Source organism: Chamaesiphon sp. GL140_3_metabinner_50, from assembly GCF_025361915.1.
GTDB lineage: Bacteria > Cyanobacteriota > Cyanobacteriia > Cyanobacteriales > Chamaesiphonaceae > Chamaesiphon.
In genome coordinates, this window is record NZ_JANYJC010000377.1 from 1 (window position 1) to 5704 (window position 5704).

A 5704-nucleotide genomic window follows, 5' to 3' on the forward strand; every position below is an offset into this window, starting at 1 on the left:
TGCACGCCGATCGAACATTAAATGATACGATATTATTCGATTGTAAGTTCGATAGAACAAAACAGTTTAAGTTCTTTTTGCTGTAAATCTAAATGGTCTGTGGGCATTGCCCACCCTAAAGTTCTGAGGTTTTAAATGCCCATTGTTAAACAAGTTAATGGTTTACTAGCTGAGTTTGCAATATTTCCTGTAGAACCTGACAGCCAAGCAAGTTTAGTAGAATATCTAATTCAAAATATTGAATCTGTTCATAAACACAAGGAAGGATTTTCTTCTGGCTCAGTTCTCCGTAGCCGTGACGGGTTGAGTGTTACAAGTTATGTTCAATGGGCAGCTCAAGAATTTTATCTGGCTACTCAACCCATCACTGATTTTGCTGTTCCAGATGTTCACTTGTTTGAAATCTTTGCCGCAGAACCTAAAGATAGCGAGTTGCATCTCTCTCCGAGCATGGATGGACTTGTCAACTTTGGAATTTTCAAGATGAAGCAGCCTGAAAATCAGCCTCGATTTATTGAGTTATTTCGACAGGCACTTGAGATGATGTCAGGACAAGCGGGACTGATTTCAACTCATGCTCACCGCAGCCTTGATGGATGGCGTTGCATCAATTTTGGGCATTGGAGGTCGCTAGAGCAGTATACCGCGATGGATTCAAACCGTCCGTTCTCTCCTATTTTCGGAGAAATGCTTGACCTAGCGAACAACGAATACCAGAAGACATTGCATGAAGTAGTTTTTACCACCTAAGTTACTGTGCGGGTATTGAAGGTGAGAGATCGCCGCATAAGCTTAGATCTACACATAACAAGAATTATTTCGGAAATAAATCGCTATAAACCCCAAGTGTCCAACACTTCACCAACACTTCTCGCCACCAACTGGTAACTCTCAGACGTATAGCCACCACTCAACACCATTACCACTGGAATTCTCGCAGCAACTAGAGTCTGAAACACAAGCCGATCGCGTGCTAATACCCCCTCTGCCGAGATCTTCAGCCGACCGAGAGGATCGTCCTCATAAATATCGGTTCCGGCATTGTAGAAGGCGATTTTGGGTCTATCGAGCTGACTTAAAAAGCTGGGTAAATACTGCTGAAGTTTATTGAGATATTCATCGTCTCGCGTTCCCGATGCGAGGGGAAGATTGAGATCGATCCGATCGATCGCTTGACGATCTTGGGGGTAAATATCCTGGTTATACATATCGAGGATGTGGACGGTGCGATCGAACTCGAAAATCCGCGCTAAACCATTACCTTGATGAGCATCGAGATCGATAATCGCGATCGAATCAGTGGCGGTAAGTTGCCCAGATTGGCGGAGGCTGGCAATAGAAATCGCGATATCTGAGTAGACGCAAAATCCCGATCCCCGATCGCGACTAGCATGGTGATATCCACCTGATAGATTGATGCCGATGCCGGTTTCTAGCGCTGTTTTAGCAGCAATAACCGTCCCCATCGTGGCAAGTCGCATTGGCTGTAATACGTGGCGATCGAGAATGTCACTGGGTACCCAAGCCAGAGAAGCTAGTTCCAATGCTTGGGCAATATAGCGAGAGTGAGTTAACTGCTGGAGGTATTCTGGGGTGTGAATAGTTTGCAGCAGTTCCGCTGTCGCTGGAGCAGTTGGGGTAATCGTCGCTGACTGCAACCTGTCGCCAAATCGATCGACCAAAACTTTCCAGGTGCGGCTGTATTTGCAACTGTCAAATGGATGTAATTTTTCCAGTCCCAGCCAGCGAATATCATATTCTGGCGAGTAAACCAATCTGGGTTGAATTTTGGTAGGTTCGCTCATCTTTGCGATCGCTTAATCTCCTTGGCATATTGCAAAATATGTTTTGGTTCCCATGCCTCCACCTCACCCAGGGGAATCCCTAAACCTACATAGGTATCGATCTCGGCGAGGGGTTGAAATGAGGGCTGCAAATTCGATCCGATATAGAGAGTATTAGCAACGATCGTCGAACAGTTAAACTCCGTTAATTCGTACTCCAATCCGCTGGCTTGTACTTTTTCCCAGTACTTCTGAATCGCCACTTCATCGAGTGAGTCCAATTCCACGACGATCGGATCGGCTCCCTCAGCGGCGAGATCTGCTGCGTAGTCCCGATAAAATGGTTTGCGCTTGACATTCATCGTCATTTTGTGGAGCGCACTCCGCACGAAACCCTTACGCCCATTACCTGGCCATAAACTGACGTAGGCTCGATCGCCTACTTGCATTGAAGAATGACCTACTTTGCCACCTGTAGGCAACCACACATAGATTTTGACACTCACTCAAACTCTCCAGAATGTAATCACCAGTCCACCTGTGACAATTAAAGCACCTCCCACCCAGATCGAAATGCTAGGTACTTGACCAAATCCAAAATAATTAATTAATTGAGCCACTAGAAAAAATAGGGTGACGTAAACTCCCAACAATTTGCCAAAATCCCAAGGAGGCAAGTTCACCACAATCCCGTAGCCCAATAGCGTCAAACCACCCAGCAGGATAAATTCAACTTGCGGCAAGAGTCCGCGACTCTGCAACCCCTTTCGCACCAACGCATCGCCCCCAGCTTCTAAGACAGCCGCAACGAGCAAAATCAAAAATACTAGTCCTTGATTCACTTATTCAAACATCCTCTGAGCAGTCGGGGCTATTTTAGCACAAACATTGTATTCTAATGAGCTAGATAAAAGCCTAAAGCTAATAGTAACCCACTTACGAAATGCAGCCGGACGGCTAGATACTTACAAGTACGAACTCGTTCTGGTCGATCGTGATATTCAGTAACAAATTGAGTTAATTTAATCGCCAATGGCAAACTCAAAAATACCAGTAGTGTCGCCACGGGAAACAATTTGCTAATCACACCGATCGCTGTGAGGATATAAATACTCGCCGTACTCCATGTTAATACCTTTGCACCCATACTCGTCCCCATCCGGACGATCGGCGACAGTTTACCAGCGGCTAAATCGTCTTTGACTTGATGAAAATGGGAGCAAAATAAAATCAGACTGGTAGAAATACCGATAATTATCGAAGCAGTTAAATTAGCGATCGACCAAGATTGAGTTTGGCTATAATATGCCGCACTTACAGCTAACGGGCCAAAACAAATCGTACAAATAACTTCGCCCAAACCTTGATATCCCAATCGGAAGGGGGGGCCTTGATAAGTGTATCCGAGCAAGCAAGATAGGGCGACGATCTCGATGACGGTGAGATCTTGTTGCCACCAAGATATCGTCGCAATTCCGGCAATGCCGATACTCAGAAATAAGTTTGCCAGCCAAAACATGAGGTTGCGATTGCCAGTTAAATTGACTACCGATTCCGCTTTATTAATATCGATTCCCGTATCGCTATCAAAAACATCGTTGCTAATATTCAACCACGCAATAATCGCGATCGCCGATAATAAAAACGTCCCAAAAATATTGAGATCGAGCGAGTGATTTTGGGCATAAGCAACTGCCGAACCCACCGAAATCGGAATAATTGCCACCGTATACATCGGCGGTTTAATTGCTGCTAACCAGAGCTGAGATTTTGGTTTGGCGATCGACTCAAATGTAGTCATAATCAAAATAAGATTTAAAATAACAGTAGATTTACTTGCTCCTCATTCTCAAAATTACTGCTATGTAATTATTATTTGAATCTCGATCTCAAGTAGACCCCGCTCGGAACTAGGATGCTCTTGAAATGGAAACTGAGTGCGATCCGGCAATCTAGCTATTTATAGCTATAACACGATGCCAATTCCCCAATTCTCCATCGCCAAGAAAATTAACACGCCAGTCGCTGATTCAGAACCTGCTCGTACTGTCGCACCAACTCGATCGCCAGATTGAGGTCTGTAGGGCTGCTGTAGAGGACTTGTCGCGCCTGTGTACCCAAATCGGTCAAAACCGGATCTTCAGCCTTCCCCTTGGCTAGAGCCTTCGCTGCAAGCGCATCCAATCGTCCGCGTAACTCTTGTCTGCGAGCCAAGGGGAGTCGATTGGCGGTAAGTGCCGATGCTGCCGCGATCGTATGTGCTTGAATTTTATGACTCCAATTTGTCAACCCGACGCGCACGGGGGCAATTATCCCAGCGGCAAATTTGGCAACCAATCGCTCTAGCCAGAGTTCGAGTTCGGCTATTTCGGCGACGGGTAATGGCGCAATTGTTGGTAAACTATGCTGAATCTTTGATTGACTTTCAGTGTAGGCGGCGATCGAGTCTTGGTTAAGTTGTGTTAATTGTTGCAGCAATTGGGGTGCTGTGGCAAAATCGGCTTGTAGTTGTTGGCGTTGGCGATCGAGGGTTTCTAGTTCGTGGCGACTATTATCGATTAAGGGGGCAATTTCTCGAACGAAAGCGCGATTTATCCCTAACGGATCGCGATCGATCTGCGATTGGATCTCGTTAAATTTAGCTTGGGCGGTAATTAATGCGGGCGGTGTGGCAATATTTAATTTCTGGGCTAATTGTTGTAAGTGTGCTAATGATTGATGAGTCGTAATTAACTGCGATTCCAATTCTTGCCAAGCAGTTTCTACCGCGACAAACGTATCTCTGGCAATGGCAAAAGCGATCGACATCCGATCTAATAATTCAGCCAGCGAAATCGCTCTTACCTGTTGGTTGGCACTAACTAAACCTCTTTCGGCTAAAGGTGTCTGAATGCTCGGCAACTGAATCGACATCCCCGTCAAGAGCTGTTCTATTTCTAGTAACTGACTATCGTTAATAAATAAAGCTGGTAATTCTCTCCGCAATCTCCGCGCTCGATCGATCTGTTGATTGAATAATTCTAAATCCTCAAATAATCGTTCGATCGCCGTCAATGCCGTACTTGCTTGTTGTTGAGTAATTCCCGTGACATTACTCGGCGGATTCCCCATCCCACTCAACCGTTGATATGCAGGCAAATCGTATAAATCTAATAAGTTTTGATTGGCAATATCCACTTTCTGCGCCCACTCAGCCAATAATCGATCGATCTGTGCCAAATTCAAACCCATCTCGATCCCTCTACTTGCTAGATGATATCTCCAAATTTATTCCAGTATAAGCTGTCAAACAGCTAAATCACACATTCAATTTTTGCGACCTAGATAACTATGGAAAATAATTTTGCGTCTTTGCTTGGTGATTTAATTAAAATTAGTTTAGAAAATAACATTATAACTTTAAGTGATATCAAGGAAATGTCTCATCGCGATATTGTACATATTGAAAATAAATTTGATGTCAACCTGCCTAATATTTACAAGAATTTTCTCTCTGTTTGTGGTAACGGTGGCGGACAATTGATAGACCATAGCATCCTTCATTACCCCCCTAGCTTGTTACATCTATATGAAGGTGTTCAGGAGATGATTGAAGAAGATATAGAAAATGTGTACGAGCCAATTCCTGATAATGCTTTCTTTTTTGGTAGCAAACTTGGTGCTCATTATTGGTATTTTATTTGTGATGAAAATCCAGATCCTATCGTCCACTATATTACCGCAGGAGACGTGACACATTCAAAATGTATGAAATTATCTAGCAGTATTATTCAAACATTAAGTAACTCAATAGATACCCTACAAAAGAACAGATTGATTTGAATTCACGCCAGTAGGGTGGGCATTTGCCCACAAGCATCTGAGGGATAAATAACTTAGGCTTGTTATAATCAATTTGGCAACATATAGCAGTCCTAAAT

At 44.1% G+C, this 5704-nt stretch carries 7 protein-coding genes; 2 read left to right on the forward strand and 5 right to left on the reverse strand.

The features are described 5' to 3' along the window. Positions 1–135: 135 nt before the first annotated feature. Positions 136–750: an antibiotic biosynthesis monooxygenase gene (locus Q0R35_RS18380; protein WP_295621930.1), complete on the forward strand. Its 615-nt coding sequence runs from the start codon at positions 136–138 to the stop codon at positions 748–750. Positions 751–833: 83 nt separating this feature from the next. Here Q0R35_RS18380 and Q0R35_RS18385 read toward each other — a convergent pair whose 3' ends face one another. The 5 genes from Q0R35_RS18385 to Q0R35_RS18405 all read right to left on the reverse strand — a co-directional run bounded on the left by Q0R35_RS18385 (position 834) and on the right by Q0R35_RS18405 (position 5015). Continuing rightward, complete coding sequence (locus Q0R35_RS18385) at positions 834–1805, reverse strand: histone deacetylase (RefSeq protein WP_295621934.1); 972 nt, start codon at positions 1803–1805, stop codon at positions 834–836. Beyond that, positions 1802–2290, reverse strand: a complete 489-nt coding sequence (locus tag Q0R35_RS18390) for a hypothetical protein (protein WP_295621937.1) — start codon at positions 2288–2290, stop codon at positions 1802–1804. The genes Q0R35_RS18385 and Q0R35_RS18390 overlap by 4 nt, the downstream gene beginning before the upstream one ends. Then, positions 2291–2605, reverse strand: coding sequence for a hypothetical protein (locus tag Q0R35_RS18395; protein WP_295621940.1), 315 nt, complete (start codon positions 2603–2605; stop codon positions 2291–2293). A gap of 74 nt (positions 2606–2679) precedes the next feature. Beyond that, positions 2680–3585, reverse strand: coding sequence for a 2-carboxy-1,4-naphthoquinone phytyltransferase (menA, locus tag Q0R35_RS18400; RefSeq protein WP_295621943.1), 906 nt, complete (start codon positions 3583–3585; stop codon positions 2680–2682). 209 nt (positions 3586–3794) lie between these two features. After that, the gene (locus Q0R35_RS18405; protein WP_295621947.1) at positions 3795–5015 is read right to left on the reverse strand and encodes a hypothetical protein; all 1221 of its coding nucleotides are present in this window, start codon (positions 5013–5015) and stop codon (positions 3795–3797) included. A 99-nt stretch (positions 5016–5114) separates the two neighbouring features. Between Q0R35_RS18405 and Q0R35_RS18410 the strand changes: the two genes are divergently transcribed. After that, the gene (locus tag Q0R35_RS18410) at positions 5115–5606 is read left to right on the forward strand and encodes an SMI1/KNR4 family protein (protein WP_295621950.1); all 492 of its coding nucleotides are present in this window, start codon (positions 5115–5117) and stop codon (positions 5604–5606) included. Positions 5607–5704: the final 98 nt, after the last annotated feature.

Coding starts and splice junctions, on each gene's coding strand:
- Q0R35_RS18385 (WP_295621934.1), bottom strand. CDS start 1,805: ATGAGCGAACCTACCAAAATTCAACCCAGATTGGTTTACTCGCCAGAA.
- Q0R35_RS18405 (WP_295621947.1), bottom strand. CDS start 5,015: ATGGGTTTGAATTTGGCACAGATCGATCGATTATTGGCTGAGTGGGCG.
- Q0R35_RS18410 (WP_295621950.1), top strand. CDS start 5,115: ATGGAAAATAATTTTGCGTCTTTGCTTGGTGATTTAATTAAAATTAGT.
- Q0R35_RS18380 (WP_295621930.1), top strand. CDS start 136: ATGCCCATTGTTAAACAAGTTAATGGTTTACTAGCTGAGTTTGCAATA.
- menA (WP_295621943.1), bottom strand. CDS start 3,585: ATGACTACATTTGAGTCGATCGCCAAACCAAAATCTCAGCTCTGGTTA.